14 protein-coding genes are annotated in these 18909 nt (G+C 57.2%); 8 read left to right on the forward strand and 6 right to left on the reverse strand.

Annotated elements, in window-relative coordinates; translation table 11 throughout:
• Positions 1-71 precede the first annotated feature (71 nt).
• Positions 72-1934 (reverse strand): phosphoenolpyruvate carboxykinase (GTP), encoded by a 1863-nt coding sequence (locus tag DD236_RS08320; RefSeq protein ID WP_109093907.1) that lies wholly within the window; start codon positions 1932-1934, stop codon positions 72-74.
• 346 nt (positions 1935-2280) lie between these two features.
• On the opposite strand from DD236_RS08320, the gene DD236_RS08325 reads away from it, so the two are divergent.
• Both DD236_RS08325 and DD236_RS08330 read left to right on the forward strand, forming a co-directional pair.
• Positions 2281-3297, forward strand: coding sequence for an LppM family (lipo)protein (locus DD236_RS08325; protein ID WP_133246083.1), 1017 nt, complete (start codon positions 2281-2283; stop codon positions 3295-3297).
• 66 nt (positions 3298-3363) lie between these two features.
• A complete protein-coding gene (locus DD236_RS08330) occupies positions 3364-4440 on the forward strand; it encodes a hypothetical protein (protein WP_207785757.1) in 1077 nt (358 codons plus the stop codon).
• Positions 4441-4500: 60 nt separating this feature from the next.
• On the opposite strand, the gene DD236_RS08335 is transcribed toward DD236_RS08330, so the two are convergent.
• Complete coding sequence (locus DD236_RS08335; RefSeq protein ID WP_109093910.1) at positions 4501-5784, reverse strand: adenylosuccinate synthase; 1284 nt, start codon at positions 5782-5784, stop codon at positions 4501-4503.
• 285 nt (positions 5785-6069) lie between these two features.
• On the opposite strand from DD236_RS08335, the gene DD236_RS08340 reads away from it, so the two are divergent.
• The 5 genes from DD236_RS08340 to DD236_RS08360 all read left to right on the forward strand — a co-directional run bounded on the left by DD236_RS08340 (position 6070) and on the right by DD236_RS08360 (position 12535).
• The gene (locus DD236_RS08340) at positions 6070-8439 is read left to right on the forward strand and encodes a glycogen/starch/alpha-glucan phosphorylase (RefSeq protein ID WP_109093911.1); all 2370 of its coding nucleotides are present in this window, start codon (positions 6070-6072) and stop codon (positions 8437-8439) included.
• A 267-nt stretch (positions 8440-8706) separates the two neighbouring features.
• Positions 8707-10044 carry an ABC transporter substrate-binding protein gene (locus DD236_RS08345; RefSeq protein WP_109093912.1) on the forward strand — a complete coding sequence of 446 codons (1338 nt, stop codon included), beginning with the start codon at positions 8707-8709 and terminating at the stop codon, positions 10042-10044.
• 69 nt (positions 10045-10113) lie between these two features.
• Positions 10114-10959, forward strand: a complete 846-nt coding sequence (locus DD236_RS08350; RefSeq protein WP_109093913.1) for a carbohydrate ABC transporter permease — start codon at positions 10114-10116, stop codon at positions 10957-10959.
• Positions 10960-11042: 83 nt separating this feature from the next.
• Positions 11043-11900 carry a carbohydrate ABC transporter permease gene (locus tag DD236_RS08355; RefSeq protein ID WP_109094099.1) on the forward strand — a complete coding sequence of 286 codons (858 nt, stop codon included), beginning with the start codon at positions 11043-11045 and terminating at the stop codon, positions 11898-11900.
• A 5-nt stretch (positions 11901-11905) separates the two neighbouring features.
• Positions 11906-12535, forward strand: a complete 630-nt coding sequence (locus tag DD236_RS08360) for a MusI family membrane protein (RefSeq protein ID WP_109093914.1) — start codon at positions 11906-11908, stop codon at positions 12533-12535.
• A 212-nt stretch (positions 12536-12747) separates the two neighbouring features.
• Here the strand turns inward: DD236_RS08360 and DD236_RS08365 are convergent, their stop codons facing one another.
• Genes DD236_RS08365 through DD236_RS08380 form a run of 4 tightly spaced genes read right to left on the reverse strand, consistent with a single transcriptional unit; the run spans position 12748 to position 17500 of the window.
• On the reverse strand, positions 12748-14400 hold the full coding sequence (locus tag DD236_RS08365; protein ID WP_109093915.1) for a glycoside hydrolase family 13 protein: 1653 nt from the start codon (positions 14398-14400) through the stop codon (positions 12748-12750).
• Positions 14401-14425: 25 nt separating this feature from the next.
• Positions 14426-15307: a carbohydrate ABC transporter permease gene (locus tag DD236_RS08370; RefSeq protein WP_109093916.1), complete on the reverse strand. Its 882-nt coding sequence runs from the start codon at positions 15305-15307 to the stop codon at positions 14426-14428.
• Positions 15307-16221: a carbohydrate ABC transporter permease gene (locus DD236_RS08375; RefSeq protein ID WP_109093917.1), complete on the reverse strand. Its 915-nt coding sequence runs from the start codon at positions 16219-16221 to the stop codon at positions 15307-15309. Before DD236_RS08375 ends, DD236_RS08370 begins: the two co-directional genes overlap by 1 nt.
• A gap of 10 nt (positions 16222-16231) precedes the next feature.
• Positions 16232-17500: an ABC transporter substrate-binding protein gene (locus tag DD236_RS08380; RefSeq protein ID WP_109093918.1), complete on the reverse strand. Its 1269-nt coding sequence runs from the start codon at positions 17498-17500 to the stop codon at positions 16232-16234.
• A 206-nt stretch (positions 17501-17706) separates the two neighbouring features.
• Here DD236_RS08380 and DD236_RS08385 point away from each other — a divergent pair, with 206 nt between their 5' ends.
• Positions 17707-18879 (forward strand): ROK family transcriptional regulator, encoded by a 1173-nt coding sequence (locus tag DD236_RS08385; RefSeq protein ID WP_109093919.1) that lies wholly within the window; start codon positions 17707-17709, stop codon positions 18877-18879.
• The last annotated feature ends 30 nt before the right edge of the window (positions 18880-18909 follow it).

Raw genomic sequence — 18909 nt, forward strand, 5'->3', positions numbered from 1 at the left:
AAACTAGACGTGGGGCCCGGAAAACCGGACCCCACGTCTAGTTGCTAAGAATTACTCAGCTGTTGCGCAAACTACTTTGCCGCAGCGATGCGCTCACGGAACTTCTCGAGCTGCGCCGTGACCTCAGCTGGGAGCTTATCGCCGAACTGGGAGAAGTACTCCTCCGTGTCGTCCATCTCAGCTGCCCATGCATCGGGATCAACTTCGAAGAGCTGGTCCCAAGTAGCCTTGTCCACATCAATGCCGTCCAAGTTGAAGTCCTCGAACTTCGGGTAGCGGCCGGTGATGCCGTCCGTTGCCTCGACCTCACCAGCGGTGCGGCGGACTATCCAGTCCAGTACGCGGGAGTTGTCGCCGAATCCTGGCCAGATGATGTGGCCGTCATCGTCCTTACGGAACCAGTTGACCTGGTATACCTTCGGGAACTTGTCCCCAAGCTTGTCCTGCATCTCCAGCCAGTGGCCCCAGTAGTCGGCCATGTTGTAGCCGCAGAACGGGAGCATTGCGAATGGATCGTGACGCAGGGCGCCAGCCTTGACGTCCGTTGCTGCCGAGGTGGCCTCGGAAGCAACCGAAGCTCCAATGAACACGCCGTGTGCCGGCTCGTACTGCTCGGCAACCAGCGGAACGTTCGTTGCACGGCGTCCGCCGAACAGGATGGCGTCGATCGGAACACCCTGAGGAGCTTCCCAATCCTCGCAGATGATTGGGCACTGCGAAGCCGGAACCGTGAAGCGGGAGTTGCCGTGTGCTGCAACCTTGCCCTCTGCTGCATCAGCAGGGGTGAAGTCATTGCCGTGCCAGTCGATGAGATGATCGGGCATCGGGTCGTCGATCCCCTCCCACCAGACATCGCCATCGTCGGTCAGAGCAACGTTGGTGAAGATGGAGTTGGCGCGAGCCGTCTCCATGGCCATCGGGTTGGTCTTGTAGGACGTACCCGGTGCCACGCCGAAGAAGCCAGCCTCGGGATTGATGGCGTAGAGGCGGCCATCGGGGCCTGGGCGCATCCAAGCGATATCGTCGCCAACGGTGGATACCTTGTAGCCGGGGATGGTGGGCTGAAGCATGGCCAGGTTGGTCTTGCCACAAGCCGAGGGGAATGCCGCGGTTACGTGGTACTGCTTGCCAGTCTTCTCATCGGTTAGGCGGAGGATGAGCATGTGCTCGGCCATCCAGCCATCGCGGCGAGCCATCGTGGAGGCGATACGCAGCGCGAAGCACTTCTTGCCAAGGAGGGCGTTGCCGCCGTAGCCGGAACCGTAGGAGAAGATCTCGTTGGTCTCGGGGAAGTGCGTGATGTACTTTTCATCGTTGCAGGGCCACAAAACATCTGGACGCTCGTTGCCTTCTGCATCGCGCAACGGGTAGCCAACGGAGTGCAGGGCGGGAACCCACTCGGCACCATTGGCGATCTCGTTGAGCGCAGCCTTGCCCATGCGGGTCATGATCTTCATGTTGAGCACAACGTAGGCGGAGTCAGAGAGCTCGATGCCCACCTGAGAGATCGGGCCGCCAACGGGACCCATGGAGAATGGAACAACGTACATCGTGCGGCCGCGCATGGAGCCGTCGAATACGCCCTTGAGGGTTGCCTTCATCTCCACCGGATCTGCCCAGTGGTTCGTGGGGCCAGCGTCCTCTTCCTTCTCGGAGCAGATGAACGTACGGGACTCAACGCGAGCCACGTCGGACGGAAGTGAGCGAGCAAGGAAACTGTTCGGGCGCTTCTCAGGGTTCAGACGAGTGAAGGTGCCTGCTTCTACCATTTCATCGGAGAGGCGGGTCCATTCTTCTTCCGAGCCATCGGCCCAGTAGATCGAATCCGGCTTCGTGAGGTTAGCCTTCTCGGTAACCCACTCAATGAGCTTCTCGGGAGCTTCTGCCGGAGCACCGGCGCGAACTTCCTCGACGGAATATGTCTTGTCGGTCATCGCGTTTCCTTCCTTAGAGAGTGCGATGTGCAGTGCCGTGGTACTTCAAGCACCTCGGCGTGAACACGTTCAATTGTTCCCGACGAAAAGCTCGAAGATCACAGTATTTCGTCCTACTTCGGACTTTATAGATACGCGGCCACATCTACGAAACCACCGGAAACCCCGATATTACGCCATTTGCACGAATCTCACAGGGCTTTTCATAGATCTGCACATCTGACCAGTTCTTTACTGTGAGCGAAATAGGGGTTTCTGTACTTCGGGTACTCTCAATTTTTCTCTCACGCTTCTCACAAAGTGTGGCAATAGTGACAGGACTTACGTCCGTCAGTACTGTATAGACATGATCTCGAAACGAAGGAAGCTCATTCTGGCCGTTGTGCCCGCAGCGATGCTGCTCGGCGCGTGCCAGGTTGACACAACGATGAACGTGACAGAAGACGAGACGCTCACCGCAGTCATGAACATAACCGACGACGAGGGATTGGCAGCGGGAATGACCTGCTCTGATGTGGAGGACAACCTCGGCGGGGAATTCCCCTACGCGGACGAATTCTCCGTGGAAGACGTAGGATCGGACCCACTTACCTGCCGTTTCACCGCAACGTTTGACCAGACCATGTACGACATGGCCGTTTCCAAGTCCGGCGATTCCTACACGGTCGATATCCCCGAAGACTTCTGGTCATCATTCAACGAATCGGCCCAGATCGAGCAATTCGGCACGATCGATTCCACCTTCACCATTGAATTCCCCGGAGAGGTCACTGACGCCAGCAACGGCGGGCAGATTAATGGCAATTCTGTGACGTGGAATGACTATGACACTCTGAGCCAGGGTGTCTCTGCAACCGGAGGCGCTGGCGGAGGTGGCGGTGATACAACCACGACCGAACCAGCTCCCGCACCAACGAGCGACGCACCCACTGACATTACGGCACCCACGGAAGACGCCGCCCCCGCAGACGCAGACGAAGATTCAGGAATCCCCGTATGGGTCTGGATCCTGATCGGCGTAGGCGTTGTTGGAGTGATCGTGGCCGTAGTTATCGCTATGCGTTCGCGGGACAAGGGCGGAGCTGGCGAAGGTGATCCCCGCGTACCCGGCGGATACGTACCAGACGGTCGCACACCTTACGGTGCTCCAGCCAGCCCAGCGCAGGGTGGCGTACCTTATGCCCAACCCACGCAGTTCCAGCAGCCGGGGCAGCCGCCCCAGCAGTTCGGTCACCCCGAAGCCGGTGGACAGGAGCCGCTGCAATACGGTCAGTCCCCGCAGCAGGGCCAGCCGCCACAGCAGGGTGAAACCGATCAACAGGGCGATTCTGGCCAGTACCCGAATCCCCCACAATCCAATTAATTGCCTTTGCCCACCACAACAAGGACAGGAAACAAAATGACGTCAGTAAAATCCAGGCGGACGAGGGTGGTAGCAGCGCTTTTGCTCCCCGTTGCGCTCATGCTTTCGGCCTGTAAGTCCGACAATTCCATCGAGGTTACCGAATCCGGTGGCTTGAACATGACGATGGATATGGTCGACGACGAAGGGCTCATGTCCGGAGCCGGAATCACCTGCGACATGATGCAGCAGGAATTGGGCGATGAAACGGATGACATCATCCCTGGTGGCAGCTTCGAAATTGAAGATATCAGCGAGGGGTCTAACCTCGGTTGCCGGTTCATTATGTCCGCCCCTTATGCCGTGGACAATGAGGCACTCATCGACAATGGCGACTCCTACACTTTGGTCATGACTTCGGATGACATGGAGGACTTCACCGAGGAGGACATGTCCGAGATTGGCACGATGGACTTCACCTTCTCCGTCACGATGCCGGGTGACATCACCGATGCCACAGCGGGCGGTGACGTTAGCGGAAATACAGTCACTTACACCGATCTGCAGACAATGAGCTCTGGTATCGAAGTGACCGGATATAAGGCCGCGGGCAGCGGGGGAGGTACTGACCCGTCTCCGCAGCCAACCACACAGCCAACCGACGGCGCAACAGCAGACCCAGGCAGCGAGCAGACTGACACGGGAACTCAGGCAGCCGACGAAGATTCTGACGGCTTCCCCATCTGGGCGATGATCCTGATTGGTGTGGGCGCGCTCCTTCTAATTGGCGTTATTGTCTACCTGTTGACGCGAGGTAAGAAGAATAAGGGCGGCGACGGCTACCCCGGCGGCTACGACCCCAATAACCCGTATGGCGGGCAGCCCGGCTATGGTCAGCCGCAAGGCTACGGACAGGGCCAGCAGTACGGCGGCCAGCCAACCCAACAGTACGGTCAGCCCGGGCAGGGCCAGCAGTACGGTGGCCAGCCAACCCAACAGTACGGCCAGCCCGGGCAGGGCCAGAACCCGACTCAACAGTTCGGCCAACAAGGCCAACAGTACGGTGGCCAGCCAACCCAACAGTACGGCCAGCCTGAACAAGGTCAAGACCCGACTCAACAGTTCGGTCAGCAGGGCCAGCAGGGCTGGACACCGCAAAACTAAGTGAAGCAGAGAAATGAGGGGGAGCCGGCCGGCTCCCCCTCGTCGCGTTAACAGAACAATCTAGTCCAGAAGGTCATGACGAACGATCGTGGCTTCGCGCCCTGGGCCAACGCCAATCACGCTCATGCGGCAGCGTGACACCTCTTCGAGGTACAACACGTAGTCTTGGGCCGCTTGCGGCAGCTCCTCAAACGTGCGACAGCCAGAGATGTCCTCGCTCCAGCCGGGACGGTACTCGTAGATGGGCTTGGCCGCTGCGAAATCTGCGGCGAAGGCTGGCACCTCGTCAACTCGCTCGCCGTTTACCTCGTAGGCAACGCACACAGGGATTTCCTCAAGTCCACCCAGCACGTCCAGCTTGGTCAGGGCGATGTCCGTGAGGCCATTTACTCGTGACGAATAACGGACTACCGGGGAGTCATACCATCCACAGCGGCGCGGACGCCCGGTGGTCACGCCATACTCGTGGCCCTGCTCGCGAAGCCATTCGCCCGATTCATCCAGAAGCTCGGTGGGGAATGGACCTTCGCCCACGCGGGTCACATATGCCTTGGCAACGCCGATGACGCGCTGGATGTTGGTGGGGCCAACACCGGTTCCGGTGCAGGCACCGCCAGCGGTGGGGTTCGAGGAGGTGACGTAAGGATACGTACCGTGATCGATATCGAGCATCGTGGACTGGCCGCCTTCGAACACGATGGTTCTGCCAGCGTCTAGACCGTTGTTAAGCTCGAGAGTTGTGTCAATAACCATGGGGCGCACGCGCTCCGCGTAGGAGAGCAGCTCGTCGGCCACCTCCTCGGGGTCAAACGGATCAACGCCGTAAGCCTTGAAGAGGATATTCTTCTGGGAGAGCGAGCTTGCCACCTTGGCGCGCAGCTCCACCTCATTGAAGAGGTCCTGAATGCGCAAACCGGAGCGCGATACCTTATCGGAGTATGTGGGGCCGATGCCACGCCCGGTGGTTCCGATCTTCTTATCACCAAGAGTTGTCTCGGATAGCGAGTCCATCTTCCGGGTGTAAGACGTGATGATGTGGGCGTTTGCCGAAACCTTCAGACGGGAGGTGTCAACCCCGCGCGATGCCAGATCGTTAATCTCCTCGAAGAGGACCTTGAGATCTACAACTACACCATTACCGATAACTGGCGTACAGGCTGGGGATAGGATTCCACCCGGCAGTAGATGCAGCGCAAACTTCTCTCCATCAACCACAACGGTGTGGCCCGCATTGTTTCCACCGTTGTACTTCACAACATAGTCAGCGCGGGTACCGAGCTGATCGGTGGCCTTTCCTTTTCCTTCGTCTCCCCATTGGGCGCCAAGGACGATGACCGCAGGCATACTGCTCTCCTTCATTGCTTTCGCTTCGTAAAGAGGCCGTGCCGCTTTACCTCCTCAGCATACTGATGATGCGGGCCCACGTGGGGGCCAAACGTCAGGTGAGACGCATACCGCGTCCAGAGGGCCACATGCCGAGATCATACAGAGATCCACTGGGCGAGATCTGTGTGCACAATCGCACGCACTCTGCAACGCTAACGGCAAGCCAACTTCCCTAGGTGGCTACAAACAGTTCGACGGTCGGTTAGGCTATTCGTGCAAGTTCTTTCGCAAGGAGATACACTTATGACATCGGATCTGACCCAATCACTCGGCTCATTCGTTCGCTCTGCTTCAGGTAAAACAACTACCAGCTCCAGCAATGCCGAATTCTGGGCCGGTATGGCCAGCCAGATCGTTAACCAGATCGCTGACAGCTGGGAAACCACAACGGGCACATACCAGACTGGCCGCCAAGAGCACTACTTCTCTGCTGAGTTTCTCATGGGCCGCGCACTGCTCAACAACCTCTCGAACCTCGGCCTTCTTGAAGAGGCTCAGGCTGCGGTGGCCGCGGAGGGAGCTGATCTAGCAGATGTGCTGGAGGCTGAGCACGATGCTGCCCTCGGAAACGGTGGCCTCGGGCGCCTAGCCGCCTGCTTCCTCGATTCATGCGCAACGATGAATCTTCCCGTCACGGGGTATGGCATTCTCTATCGCTACGGTCTGTTCAAGCAGACCATCGATAGCGGCTTCCAGAATGAACACCCAGATCCGTGGATGGAGGAGGGCTACCCCTTCGTGATCCGTCGCGAAGAAGAGGCTCGCTACGTTCGGTTCTCGGACATGGATGTCCGCGCAATCCCCTATGACATGCCGATTACCGGCTACAACACGAAGAACGTCAACACGCTTCGCCTGTGGAAGTCCGAACCGATCGAAGAGTTTGATTACGATGCGTTCAACTCTCAGCGATTCACGGACGCCATCGTGGAGCGCGAGCACGTAGCCGATCTCTGCCGCGTGCTCTACCCCAATGACACAACTTATGAGGGCAAGGTGCTGCGCGTTCGCCAGCAATACTTCTTCGTTTCAGCCTCCCTCCAAACCATGATCGATGTATACAAGCGCGAGCACGGCAATGATCTGCGTGATTTCGGCAAATACAACTCGGTCCAGCTCAATGACACGCACCCTGTGCTTGCCATCCCCGAGCTCATGCGTCTTCTCATGGACGATAACGGGCTGTCATGGGACGATGCATGGGCAGTTGTCCAGCAAACATTCGCCTACACGAACCACACGGTTCTGGCCGAAGCCCTTGAGACATGGGAAGTGTCCATCTTCAAAAAGCTTTTCCCACGCATCCTCGCGATTGTTCAGGAGATTGACCGCCGCTTCCGCGAGGAGTTGGCCACGGCTGGCTGGCACCCCGGCAAGATCGAGTACATGGCGCCCGTCTCAGGCGGAAGCGTCCACATGGCTTGGATCGCCTGCTACGCGGCTTTCTCCATCAATGGCGTTGCTGCACTACACACGGAGATCATCAAGCGTGAAACGCTCCACGATTGGCACGACATCTGGCCCGAGAAGTTCAATAACAAGACCAATGGCGTCACTCAGCGCCGCTGGCTGAACTCCTGCAACATTCCGCTCGCTAATCTCTTGACCGAGGAACTCGGCTCCGATGCGTGGGTAACCGATCTTGCTCAGCTTGAGCAGCTGATTGACCGCGCCGATGATCCCGCGCTGCACCGCCGCCTCATTGAGATCAAACGGTCCAACAAGGAACGCTTCGCTTCTTGGGTTAAGGGACGCCAGGGCGTGGACATCCCGATCGATGCGATCTACGACGTTCAGATCAAGCGGCTGCACGAATACAAGCGCCAGCTCCTCAACGGAATGTACATCCTTGATTTGTATTACCGCTTGAAGGATGATCCGAGCTTGGACATTGCCCCCCGCGTGTTCATCTTTGGCGCGAAGGCAGCCCCGGGCTACAAGCGCGCGAAGGCTATCATTAAGCTCATTAACGAGATCGGGCGTGTTGTTAACAACGATCCCGATATGGCCGGCCGCCTCACTGTGCTCTGGGTGGAAAACTACAACGTCACGCCCGCCGAATACATCATTCCTGCGGCCGATGTTTCCGAACAGATTTCCACCGCCGGCAAAGAGGCTTCGGGCACCTCGAACATGAAATTCATGATGAACGGGGCACTCACGCTGGGTACGATGGACGGCGCGAACGTCGAGATCCACGAGGCTGTTGGGGATGATAACGCCTACATCTTTGGAGCCCGCGAGGAGGATCTACCCGAACTCCGGAAGCGTTACAACCCGCGCGAGGCCTACGAGACGGTTCCGGGCCTCAAGCGAGTTCTGGATTCCTTCGTGAACGGTGTTTTGGACGACGGCGGATCGGGAGACTTCTACGATCTCCTCACGTCGTTGCTGGACGGCTCCTCTTGGGAGGATGCTGACGTCTATTACCTACTAGGCGATTTCGCCGATTACCGCGATGTTCGTGATCGTATGGCCGAAGACTACAAGGATCAAGACAAGTGGGCCAAGATGTGTTGGGTCAACATTGTAAAGTCCGGACGCTTTTCGTCTGACCGCACCATCAACGATTACGCCCAGCAGGTCTGGAAGATCGAGCCTGCGGCCATCTGAGCCTGAGACAATCACATACAGCGAGAGGGGCAGCTTCGGCTGCCCCTCTCGCTGTCTATCTGGCTCACCCACTTCGGCAAGTAGGTGCGGAAGTGCGAATCCGTCGTCGTTCTCAAAAATTGAGTCAGAACCCTAGGTGACATGGAATGGGTGTGGACGATCACGGTTTGCAACAGTTTGCACCGCATTACGCAATGTGATTCAATCGGGTTATGGGTTAAAGCCACTCACACACAGTGGCAACTACGTGTCCAAAGGAGGGCAATCATGCGCGGACTGAGGAAGATTGCTGCAATCGGTGCAGTATCAACTCTCGCACTCGGAGGGCTCGCTGCTTGCGGTAGCGACGATTCAGGAAGCGGCGATTCAAGCGAAGGGAGCGTCTACTACCTCAACTTCAAACCGGAGCAAGAGGACGTCTGGAAGGACGTTGCAGCCGCGTACAAGGAAGAAACTGGCGTTGACGTCAAGATCGTGACGGCCGCTTCGGGAACATACGAGCAGGTCTTAAAGACAGAACTCGCCAAGTCGGACGGTCCCACTCTGTTCAACATCAATGGACCAATTGGGTACCGGACTTGGCAGGACTACACGCTGGACCTAACGGATGAGGAGTTTACTCAGCATCTATCCGATCCCACGATGGCCGTAACCGGTGAAGATGACAAGATCTACGGCGTCCCATTTGCCACTGAGGGCTATGGCATCATCTACAACGATGCCATCATGCAGCAGTACTTTGAGATGGATGGCGCGAAGGCCTCCGCCATTGAGGAGATCAACAACTTCGATACGCTCAAGGCCGTCACAGATGATATGCAGGCCAAGAAGGACGAGCTAGGTCTTGACGGCGTGTTCGCCTCCACCTCACTGGCGCCAGGCGAGGAATGGCGATTCCAGACTCACCTAGCAAACTACCCCGTGTTCTATGAGTTCCGTGACGAAGGTGTGGATGACGCGACCGACCTCAAGGGCACTTACGGTGACAACTACCAGGACATCTTCGATCTTTACCTGACGAACTCCACGGTTGATCCGAGCCTGACTAGCTCGGTCACTGTCACAGATTCGATGGCGGAGTTCGCCATGGGTAAGGCAGCCATGGTGCAGAACGGCAACTGGGGCTGGAGCCAGATTTCTGAGGTAAGCGGGAACACCGTTGCCGAGGAAGACGTTCATTTCCTCCCAATCTACATGGGCGTTGATGGCGAAGAAGACGCAGGGATTGCCATCGGAACCGAGAACTTCCTTTCGGTGAATTCGCAGGCGTCCGAGGCCGATCAACAGGCCTCAATCGATTTCGCTAACTGGCTCTTCACTTCGGAAGCCGGCACCAAGATGGCTTCTGAGGACCTAGGCTTCATTGCTCCGTTCGATACGTTCACAGACCTTGCACCCTCCGATCCATTGGGCAAAGAAGTTGTGGAGTACATGAACAATGATGATCTCTACACCGTGAACTGGGTCTTCACCGTTTTCCCGAGCCAAGACTTCAAGAATGGCCTTGGCGAGCACCTCGCTCAGTATGCGGCGGGCAACGTTGAGTGGTCAGACGTTATGACGTACATGACCGATCAGTGGAACGCCGAAAAGGCAGCTAACTAACAACGCAGTAGGGAGGGCTCCGACTCTGGGGGCCGCAGCCCTCCCTCCCCGCAACCCCGAGAGAACATCATGATCCAAGCTCTCAAGAAATATGGCCCGGTATTCACTGGACCCACGCTCATCGCGTTTATCATCGCATTCCTGTTGCCATTCTTTGTGGGTCTGTATCTCTCGTTCACACAGTTCACCACGCTTACGAACTCCGAGTGGGTAGGTTTTGACAACTACAAGGCCGCATTCGACGATTCACAGGGATTCGGATCGGCCCTCCTCTTCACGGCGCTCGTGGCAATCGTTGCCATCGTCACCGTGAACATCGGAGCATTTTTCCTCGCTTACCTGCTCACCCAGAAACTGCGTGGCACCAACTTTTTCCGCACAATCTTCTTCATGCCAAACCTCATCGGCGGCATCGTTTTGGGCTACACGTGGCAGGCCATGCTCAACGCGATACTCGCAAAATGGCAAACCACGATTGTGGCGGATTGGCATCTAGGCTTCATAGGCCTCGTGATGCTCATCAACTGGCAGCTTATGGGCTACATGATGATCATCTACATTGCCGGTTTGCAGAACGTTCCCCCGGAGCTGGTAGAAGCGGCCCAGATTGATGGCGCCTCGCGGTGGCAGGTTCTCCGTAACGTAACGCTCCCCATGGTGATGCCATCCATTACCATCTGCCTATTCCTCACCTTGGCGAACACGTTCAAGATGTATGACCAAAACTTGGCCCTCACGGCCGGTGCCCCACTGGGAAACACCGAGATGGCAGCGCTAAATATCGTCAAGACTATGTATGACAAGGTATCGATGGAGGGGATCGCTCAGGCGAAAGCCGTGATCTTCTTCCTCCTTGTTTCCATTATCGCCTTTCTCCAACTTCGAGCAACGCGCTCAAGGGAGGTTGACCAGTGAGCATCCAAATTCCGGGTGGAGCAATCGAACCCACCTCCGATATTGATCCTCAAGCTAGTCCGCAGGTTCTGGATAAGCAGGAGATGCCAGCGATTGGTGCACGCCCGAAGAAGGGCGCTGGGCGAACCGTCCTGACCGGCCTTCTCTCCATTTTCGCGATCATCTACATGATCCCTCTTGCCTTCATTCTGATTAACTCGTTCAAGGGCAAGTTCTTCATCTCGGATAGTCCATTCTCTATCCCGACCGGTGAAACGTTTGTGGGGTTGGAGAACTTCGAGACGGGCCTTGCCCTCTCAGGCTTTGCTCGCGCGATCGGCTGGTCACTCTTTATTACCGTGTTTTCGGTGATCGTGATCGTGTTCTTCTGCGCCATGACCGCCTACTACATCACGCGCGTCAAGACGTGGTGGACCAGCGCCCTGTACTACCTGTTCGCCTTCTCCATGGTGGCGCCCTTCCAGATGGTCATGTTCCCCACTGTGGGAATTGCGGACGCCCTCCATTTGGCGTCACCTTGGGGCATGATCGTCCTGTACCTCGGCTTCGGTTCTGGCCTCTCCGTGTTCCTGTACTCGGGATTCGTCAAGTCCATTCCGCTTGAAATCGAGGAGGCCGCCCTCATTGACGGTTGCTCCCCCATTCAGAACTATTTCCGCGTGGTACTCCCCCTGCTCAAGCCCATCGCGGTGACGGTGGCAATCCTCAACGCGATGTGGGTGTGGAACGATTACCTGCTCCCCAACCTTGTGATTGGCCAAGATGAGCGATACAAGACCATCCCGATCGTCATCCAGATGCTGGTGGGCTCCAACGGTAACCGCGACATGGGTGCCCAGATGGCCATGCTAGTTCTGGCGATTGTCCCGATCGTGGTGTTCTACCTGTTCTGCCAGAAGTACATCATTGAGGGAGTCGCAGCCGGAGCCGTGAAAGGCTAGCCCACATGGGTCCGCAATCATCTTTCTATCGCGGCCTCAGCTCGCTCACTGATGTGGTCCTGATTAACATCGTGACGCTGATCGGATGCCTACCTATCGTCACCGCCGGCGCCGCACTGACCGCGGCGAACCGCGTCATGAGCGAAATGGTACGGGACGCGGAGAGCTACGTGATTCGCACGTGGTGGCGGTCCTTCAAAACAAACCTCCGCCAGTCTCTCGTGTGGTGGGTCCCAGCGGCCCTCCTGCTGGCTGGGGCCTGGCTACAGAATTGGATGCTGGGCGGCACCACGAACGCCAGCACCGCAGGCGCACTCACGGCGCTCATTCTTGTGGCGATCTTAATCATCACCGCACTGCTGGTCTGGATTCTGCCGCTGACTGCTTTCTTCACGAATTCGGCACTCGGACACTTGGGAAACGCCGCCACGTTGAGCATGCGGTATCCGGGGCGCACGGTGCTCTGCCTCGTGGTGACCTTTGCTCCGGCCCTCATTTTCGTGGCGCTCCCGGGTGCCCGGACTGCGGCGGCGTGGTTCATGGTTGTCCTTGGCGTCGCGTTCGTTAACTACCTCAACGCCCTTATCCAGAAGCCCGTTATCAGCGGCCTTTTGCGAGCTTCTGCGAGTTCGTAGGCCTACCTTCGCGCGTTTGCGTCAATTCTCCCGTTGCAGTTTTTACGACGACGAAATCTCCCATCCCGCCCAGCCGTGCAGGCCTTGCACCAAAAAGATTGAGCGGGGGCCGGATACAATGCGTATCTGGCCCCCGCTCTTCATCCCGGGATCTGACGCAATCCCGGAGTCGTTTCCGGAGATTGCGCCAACTCTTTGGATTTCAGTTGTTGTTACTCGGCCAACCACACCGTGGTTTCACCCGGAACCTCACCCGGTTCGACTGGTTCTGAGCTCAGAACCATCGAATTCGTGTTGTAGGCAAACGGCTCGGTGCCGAAGTTGGTAACAATAGTCCACCCATTCGGGCGGCGGAAAGCCAACACGTCATCCCTGCCGGTCTCCACCCATTCGAGTTCCTCAGCCGTTTCGAGCTTCTGCCTCAGATGAAGCGCGTTGCGGTACATCGTCAGAGAGGAGTCCAGATCGCCCTCCTCAGTTTCCACTGAGAACTTCGCGAACCAGTCGGGCTGGGGGAAGTGGGGCTGAGCTTCGTCGTCGGCCCCAAAACCGAGCGACGTACCGGAAGCCTTCCACGGAAGCGGGACGCGACAACCATCGCGGCCCGGCTCAAGGCCGTGCGTACGGAAGAACGTTGGATCTTGGCGATCCTCTGGGGTCAACTCGCTCACCTCGTGCAGGCCAAGCTCCTCACCCTGGAACAGGTAGGTAGAACCAGGAAGGCCAAGGATGAACATGGTGGCGGCCCTAGCGCGGCGGGATCCGCGCTCGCGATCCAACTCCGGCGCACCCTCCCCTCCGAACAGCCACTCCTGACCGTGCTTGATCAGAGGCTTGCCGTCGGGGCGGCGCTGGGCATCGGGTAGGCCGTACCGCGTAGGGTGGCGGACCACGTCATGGTTGGACAGAACCCACGTGCTGGAAGAGTCTGACACCTTGGACAGATCGAGGTTGTGCGTCACGATCCTGCGGAACTGGTCCGCCTCAAAATCGGCCTCAAGGAGATCGAAGTTAAAGGACTGGCCCAAGCTGGCGGGATTGGCATAGCGTGGAACGCGATCGGACTGCACCCAAGCTTCGGCCACAGCCATCTTAGGCGGATCGTATTCGTTGAACACCTTGCGCCATTCGGCGTAGACATCCTGAACATCGTCGCGGTCCCAGATCGGGTGAGTCCCGTCCTGAGGCAATGCGCCTAGCTCCTCCCAAGTGGGAAGCGGATCCATGGAGAGATCCTTCGTCAGCATATGTGCCACATCGATCCGGAAGCCATCAACTCCTCGATCTGACCAGAAGCGGATAGTCTTCAGGAAATCCTCGCGAACATCCGGGTTGGCCCAGTTCAGATCGGGTTGTTCCGGGGCGAAGTTGTGGAGGTACCACTGGCCATCCGGAACCTGAGTCCATGCCGTTCCGCCAAAGTTGGACACCCAATCAGTCGGAATCTTCTCGCTATCGCGGAAGATGTAGCGATCGCGCTCGGGGCTTCCGGGAGCGGCCTTGAGCGCGGCCTGGAACCACTCGTGGAGGTTAGAGGTGTGATTGGGGACGATATCCACGATCACCCGGATGCCCCGCTGGTGCAGGGCATCCAACATCGCATCAAAATCTTCCAGCGTCCCGAGCCGCGGATCCACGTTCCGGTAATCGGCTACGTCATATCCGCCGTCCGCAAGGGCCGAGGGATAGAACGGACTGAGCCACACGGCATCAATCCCAAGGTCCCGAAGGTAATCGGCCCGAGAGGTAATGCCGGGGATATCGCCTAGGCCATCCCCGTTCGCATCAGCGAAACTCCGGGGATAGATCTGATAGACGACGGCTTGACGCCACCAGTTTGCATCGGTGAGTGGAAGAACAGACAACGATGTGCCCCTTTCTTTGTGTTGGTTATCCCTTCACAGCGCCCTGTGTCACGGACTCCATCACCCAGCGCTGCGAGAACAGGTAGGCGACGATGGCCGGAGCCATAGCCATGAGATAGGAGGCAAAGGAAATATTGTAGTTGTTAGAGAACTGTGTTTGGAACTGATTCTGCCTAACGGGCAATGTTTGCAGGTCCGGGTCTGAAATCATCAGCGACGGCATCATGAAATCGTTCCAGGCGTACAGGAAGGCGAAGATCCCAACCGTTGCTGCCATCGGCATCAGGAGTGGGAAGATCAGCTTCCAGAACGTCTGCCACGTGGAGGCTCCATCGATTCGCGCCGCCTCCTCCAACTCCAGAGGGATCGAACGCAGGAAGGCCGTAAACAGCATCACCGAGAAAGCCATCTGGAACATGGTGGCAAGCCATATAACGCCCACAGGATTATCCAAGCTGAGCCGGCCAGTTAGCTGAATCTGCGGAAGAGCAACCACCGGGAACGGGATGAACATGACGGCCATGAGGTAGAAGAAGGTGTAACGGAAGAACCGACGATCCCAGTTCCGAATCACGGCGTAGGAGAGCATGGCGGACAGGAGAACTGTGAACAGTACCGTGCACGCTGTTACCACGAAGGAAATAGCCGCACCCTTGGGGAAATTGGTCAGGTTCCACGCCTCGACAAAGCCTTCCGTACTGAACGGATTAGGTAGCGAGAACGCATTACCATCAACCGCTTGCTTGGTTGTCTTGAACGCCATGGAGATCGTGACGTACAAGGGAATGAGGACCGCCAACGAGCACACGATCAAGGTGATAGTGGTAGGCCAACTCGACCGCTCTTTTGAGGCCTTGACCTTCTTGGGACTCTCCACGCGCTGGGTAGAAGTAGTTGGAGCAGACATCACAGTGAGTTCTTTCCACGATTGAGGGACAACTGAAGCAAGGCGATGAGGATGGCAACAATGAAGAAGATGGTTGCATTCGCCATCTGGTAGGCATAATCGCCGCCAAAGAAGCCCTGGATAATAGACATTGCAACAGACCGTGTTGATGTCCCCGGCCCACCGTTGGTCAAACCAACGATGATGTCATACGCATTAATGAAGTTCTTGAATCCCAGCACGATATTGATCACCACGTACCCGAATACAAGTGGCACCGTAATCCGGGTGAGCTGTTGGAACTTGCTCGCACCGTCAATGTCCGCAGCCTCGTACACATCCCCCGGGATGGAGAGGATGCCTGCGATGTAGATCAGAAGCGTAGAAGGAATGGCCTGCCATGCTGTCACGATCACCACCGCAACCCACGCGAGGTCCGGATTCCCCAAGAAGCTCTCCGATAGCCAACCTATCCCAAGGGATTCGCCAAGGGATGGGAGCGAATTAGAGAAAAGGAAGTTGAACACGTAGGCGATGATGATCCCGGAGATCACCATGGGGATCACGAAGACCGCTCGGAGGGCTACCTTGAAGCGAATCCGCGCGGTCAATCCCACGGCCAGCAGGAACGAAATGATGTTCACAAGGATCACCGTGACCAACGCAAAGCCCATGGTAAACAGGTAGCTCTGCAGGATTGCGGGATCGGAGAACAACACCTTGTAGTTGGACAGCCCGATGAACTCCCAATCACCCACACCGATGTAGTTGGTGAAGCTGAAGAAGATTCCCACGACGGCCGGAAGGGTGATTCCGATTGTCAGAAGAATCAGAGTTGGAACTGTGAAGAAGTAATAGATGGGCTCTACGCGCCGGCGCTTATTCGTTACCTTCGGCTTCGGAAGGGGTGGGGTCTTAGTTAGTGGTACAGACATGTTTCTCCTCCTATCGCCGCTCTGCGAGGCGGACCCAATCCTCGTCCATCGTCTTAAGGGACGCCGTGGGATCACTGTTAATCAACATTGACTGGTTGTAGTTGAACACCGGAATGGTCTTGGGAACCAGCACCGATGGCCCTTGGTAGAACTGCGCCTCGTTGTAGTACTTCAGGGCGCCTTGAATGCGGGGATCATCGGTCTGCTCCCCACCCGTCAGAGGATTGATACCCAATTGCGATTCGTTGTAGGCGGCAATCACGTCAGGCTGGTATAGGAACTCAAGGAACTCTTTGGCTGCCTCGGGATTCGCGGCCTCGTTGGGAATCATAAGGGCCAGATCCACGTTCACTCGGACTTTAAGATCGGCTGGATCGTTCGTCATGGGCAGCGGGAAAGTCCCTAGGTTTAAATCCGGATCCGTCTTGGCGATCTCACTAAAGGCCCATGGCCCCTGCATATACATGGCCGCCTCGCCATTCGCGAAAGCCGTATTGCCATCACCGTAGGAACGGTTGAGCGAATCCTGATTCGAGTATTCATCGGCAAGCAGGCGCATTTTCTCCACCGGCTCGGCAAAATCCTTTTGGAAGGAGACTTTTGAATCCGCCCCTACATCCGTGCCCTCCGCCTCCAAATCCTCGAAGAACTGGAGAACATCGATGGAACCGCCCACCGCATAATCAAATGGCCCCTGGCCAATCGTCCAATTGTCCGCTGATGCCCCGGTGAGGTAAATCGGAGTGATACCTTCAGCCTGCAGCGCTTCACACACCTCGATCAGTTCATCCCAGGTTTCGGGCACTTCGAGCCCGTATTCCTCGAAAATGTCCTTGTTGTAGATGATGCCTGCGGCCATGATGGAGTATGGAATGGCGCTGGTTTGCCCTTCGCACACACCGTACTGATCTAATAGCGGCTGCAGATCGGGGTTATATTGGCTCGCAGCGTCAAGGCCCGAAAGATCTGACACCGTACAGCGCTCAACGAACCGAGATACCTCCATGTTGTAGTTCGCCATCATGAGGTCTGGCGGATTTCCGCGGACGAAGCTCGCTGATACGGGGTCCACACCCGAAGTATCGAGCACTACCCTCACATCATCCTGAGAGGCTTCGTAATCAGCGATAACCTCCCTCATGTACGGGATGGCCTCGCGCTTGTTCAGTGTGAAACGAATTACTTGCGCACCGCTATCGCTTCCGCACCCAGCGAGCACCGATGAAGCCAGCAGCAAGCTGAGTCCGGCGGCAAGTAGGGACCTTCTTCTCCCTCTCATAACACGTCACTTTCCGTCCTTCATTAGACGTAGACACTTTATATCTTGATAAAATCAAGTGTTAAAGAGAATCTAATACCCTAGGGCAAGGCCGTCAACCCCGGCTCAAAAAGTGGTGCTACATCACATCACGCCGTCGCTCTGATCCGGCACCTCCTCGGGACCATAGTCGCGATAAGATTGCTGCGGACAAGGGAGGTTCACGCATGTCTGAGGCATCACCACTGCTGCGCGCCAGCACATCGGCCGCGCTGGACTACGCGTGGGATGCCGGGCCGTTCCTCGCGGAGGATGTCTCCCGCGCCAAGGGCCTCACAAAATCCACCGCCATCCGGGCGATAGACGCGTTGATCGATGCCGGACTAGTAATCGAGCTTCCCAACACCCTGGAAGATGGCAGCTACCGTTTCGGACGGCCAGCACGCCGCTTTGAGCTCAACGTGGATGCCGGGATACTCGTTGGAATGGATGCTGGGCGCACCCATATCACCACACTCGCATCTGACCTCAAGGGCAAGATTCTCTCCAGTTCGCACCGCGTAATCGATCAAGATGACGCAGAGGGCCGCCGCAGCGCCACCTCGGATACCATCGCACGTACGATCGAGTCCGCCGGCAAGGCCCCGAAAGACGTTGTGGCACTCGCCATCGGGATTCCCGCCCCCGTGTCGCACGGGGTCTCCCCCAGCCACTACGAGGGGTTCTGGGAGAACATGAATCCCGGATTCCAAGACTTTTTCGCAGCCCAGTTTCCGATTGTTCGAATTGAGAATGATGCCGGATTGGCCGCCCTTGCAGAACTCTCTCAGGGACCGGCCCGAACGCGGAACAACTTCGTGGCCATGTTAGCCGGTGATCGAATGGGAGCCGGCGTGGTTCTGGGCGGCAAGCTCGCCTACGGTGCACACGGCGGAGTGGGCGAACTTGGGATCCTCAAACATCTGCGCGGGGCTGGGGGTTCCAAGGGTCTGGTTCACCTGACGGACAAGTGGATGAAGGAGTATCTGGCGGACGGGACCATTCCTGCGAGCCATCCGCTCGCACGGGCCGATCAACTCACACCGGACTTAGAGTTCAGCTACGTGACGGCCAACGATCCAGCGCTCAAACCCCTTATCGACCGCGCCAGCCTGCATCTGGCCTCCGTTGGCGAGCTTCTGGCGTACATGTACGATCCTGAAATCATCGTGATCTCCGGCGGGATCGCCACGCAAATTGGTCCCATTTTGAGCCGAGCCAACGCCGAACTCCAAGCAAGATCTCACGTTCCACCGCCTACCATCATCGCCTCGACCCTAGGCCACGACGTTGTGTCCATCGGAGCGATTGCTGCCGCACGCGAAGCTGCCCGTGCGGGGATTCTCGAGTTGCTGGCGTAGATTCGTCGTCGTTCAAAAAACTGGGGCCAA

The organism is Ancrocorticia populi, from assembly GCF_003123745.1.
Classification (GTDB): Bacteria; Actinomycetota; Actinomycetes; order Actinomycetales; family Actinomycetaceae; genus Ancrocorticia; species Ancrocorticia populi.

What these genes read in the sequence shown, in the direction of transcription:
- DD236_RS08360 (WP_109093914.1), top strand. Translation starts at nt 11,906, where the DNA reads ATGGGTCCGCAATCATCTTTCTATCGCGGCCTCAGCTCGCTCACTGAT.
- DD236_RS08335 (WP_109093910.1), bottom strand. Translation starts at nt 5,784, where the DNA reads ATGCCTGCGGTCATCGTCCTTGGCGCCCAATGGGGAGACGAAGGAAAA.
- DD236_RS08320 (WP_109093907.1), bottom strand. Translation starts at nt 1,934, where the DNA reads ATGACCGACAAGACATATTCCGTCGAGGAAGTTCGCGCCGGTGCTCCG.
- DD236_RS08340 (WP_109093911.1), top strand. Translation starts at nt 6,070, where the DNA reads ATGACATCGGATCTGACCCAATCACTCGGCTCATTCGTTCGCTCTGCT.
- DD236_RS08345 (WP_109093912.1), top strand. Translation starts at nt 8,707, where the DNA reads ATGCGCGGACTGAGGAAGATTGCTGCAATCGGTGCAGTATCAACTCTC.
- DD236_RS08350 (WP_109093913.1), top strand. Translation starts at nt 10,114, where the DNA reads ATGATCCAAGCTCTCAAGAAATATGGCCCGGTATTCACTGGACCCACG.
- DD236_RS08375 (WP_109093917.1), bottom strand. Translation starts at nt 16,221, where the DNA reads ATGTCTGTACCACTAACTAAGACCCCACCCCTTCCGAAGCCGAAGGTA.
- DD236_RS08370 (WP_109093916.1), bottom strand. Translation starts at nt 15,307, where the DNA reads ATGTCTGCTCCAACTACTTCTACCCAGCGCGTGGAGAGTCCCAAGAAG.
- DD236_RS08325 (WP_133246083.1), top strand. Translation starts at nt 2,281, where the DNA reads ATGATCTCGAAACGAAGGAAGCTCATTCTGGCCGTTGTGCCCGCAGCG.
- DD236_RS08385 (WP_109093919.1), top strand. Translation starts at nt 17,707, where the DNA reads ATGTCTGAGGCATCACCACTGCTGCGCGCCAGCACATCGGCCGCGCTG.
- DD236_RS08355 (WP_109094099.1), top strand. Translation starts at nt 11,043, where the DNA reads ATGCCAGCGATTGGTGCACGCCCGAAGAAGGGCGCTGGGCGAACCGTC.
- DD236_RS08380 (WP_109093918.1), bottom strand. Translation starts at nt 17,500, where the DNA reads ATGAGAGGGAGAAGAAGGTCCCTACTTGCCGCCGGACTCAGCTTGCTG.